The following is a 946-nucleotide window of genomic DNA, read 5'->3' as shown; positions in this document are numbered from 1 at the left end:
AGAACGGAGTTTCTCCATGGAGCCTCGAATGGAGTTTCTCTCAAGCGATCAGAGTAAGCGTGACAGCCATCGTCAGTGGCCAGCTGATTTAAAAGCCCGGATTGTTTCGGAAAGCTTGCGCCCTGGTGTGACGGTGCAGGAAGTTGCCGATCGTTATGGCGTGCGTGCCAATTATTTGTCTTCATGGCGCACGCTGGCACGCCAGGGCAAGCTTGTGCTGCCTCCGCCCGAAGATGATACGGAATTTGCGGCGATCATAGTAACGGAGTCTGCAATTGAACAGATGACAACACCAGTTTCGCGCGTTGAGATATTCAGCGGGACCGTTATCATCCGGCTGGAAGAAGGTGCGTCGGCTTCCCGGATTGCAGCTGTTGCAAGCGCGCTTGCGGATCTCAAATGATCTTCCCTTCCAACCGAGTGCGGATCATGGTGGCCACCAAACCTGTCGATTTCCGCAAAGGCCATGACGGGCTTGCTGCGTTGGTGAAGAACGAACTGCGCAAGGATCCATTTACGGGAACTGTATTTGTCTTTCGCTCGCGCAAGGCTGATCGGCTCAAGCTGATCTACTGGGATGGCACGGGTATGGTTCTGGCCTATAAACGGTTGGAAACGCATACCTTCAGCTGGCCGGATGTCCGGGATGGGCTGATGTCGTTGAACCATGCGCAGTTTGAGGCGTTGTTTGCAGGGCTCGACTGGCGACGTGTCCGTGCAGTGGAAGCACGAGCGCCTATGACTGTTTAAATGCTGCGACACGGTGACTCTGCCGCCATATTCATCAGACAAATCAAGGCCAGATTTGGTAAGTTTGGCGCATGCTGGACGCTGCCGATCTGCCTGACGATATTGCTGAGTTGAAGGCGCTTCTGATCGCAGCAACAGCGCTCGGTCTTCGTAAAGATGATCGGATTGCGCGGCTGGAGAAGCTGGTTGCAGCCTT

Annotated in this window: 2 protein-coding genes; both read left to right on the top strand. The window is 54.5% G+C overall.

The window, feature by feature from the left end; all coding sequences use genetic code 11:
• Positions 1-403, top strand: a 403-nt coding sequence (locus tag ACOZHT_RS24405) for a transposase (protein ID WP_421567119.1), incomplete at its 5' end; no start/stop codon positions are given.
• Entirely contained in the window at positions 400-750 is a 351-nt protein-coding gene (gene tnpB, locus ACOZHT_RS24400; protein ID WP_079211003.1) for an IS66 family insertion sequence element accessory protein TnpB, read from the top strand. The genes ACOZHT_RS24405 and tnpB, both read left to right, overlap by 4 nt.
• Positions 751-946: the final 196 nt, after the last annotated feature.

This window comes from Ochrobactrum sp. EDr1-4, assembly GCF_049199085.1.
Classification (GTDB): domain Bacteria; phylum Pseudomonadota; class Alphaproteobacteria; order Rhizobiales; family Rhizobiaceae; genus Brucella.
The sequence above is the reverse complement of the archived record's forward strand: the minus strand, read 5'-3'. Positions and strand labels throughout refer to the sequence as shown.

What these genes read in the sequence shown, in the direction of transcription:
- tnpB (WP_079211003.1), top strand. Translation starts at nt 400, where the DNA reads ATGATCTTCCCTTCCAACCGAGTGCGGATCATGGTGGCCACCAAACCT.